General features: G+C 63.5%; 1 protein-coding gene. It reads left to right on the forward strand.

Features of this window, described 5'->3' with window-relative positions:
- The coding region (locus OB03_RS14685) for an outer membrane protein (protein WP_461344664.1) at window positions 1-526 on the forward strand (526 nt) is incomplete at both ends.

The raw sequence follows: 526 nt of genomic DNA on the forward strand, positions 1-526 counted from the left end.
CTGGGCAGCTTTTGCTCGCCTCGGCTACCGCTTCAACCCGAACTGGCGTGCTGAAATCGAGGGCGGTTACCGCTCGGGCGACATCGGCACCGTTCGTGCCGTTTCGGGTGCACAGGGTCTGTGCAACCTGACCCCGGCAACCGGTCCGTGCCACTCGCCGGAAGGCGACATCACCTCGACCACCCTGATGGCCAACGTCATTTATGACTTCGGCACCGAAGAGTGGACCCTGCGTCCGTTCCTCGGCCTGGGCGTTGGGGTGAACCGCGTGAACGTCGACACCGTCGGTCGTCTGCGTCAGGCTCCGGGCGGCGCTTTTGCTGCTGACGATTACTCGACCAAGTTTGCCGCTCAAGGCATCGCTGGTCTGGCTTGGGCCGTTTCGGACCGCGCCAACATCGACCTGACCTACCGTTACCTGACCGGCGACGCGAACTGGAACTCGGTTGTTCCGGCTTCGGTTACCCCGGCATTCGGTGAATGGTCGGGCGACTACGATCAGTCGCACACCGTGACCCTGGGTCTG

The organism is Brevundimonas sp. GN22 (assembly GCF_054824005.1).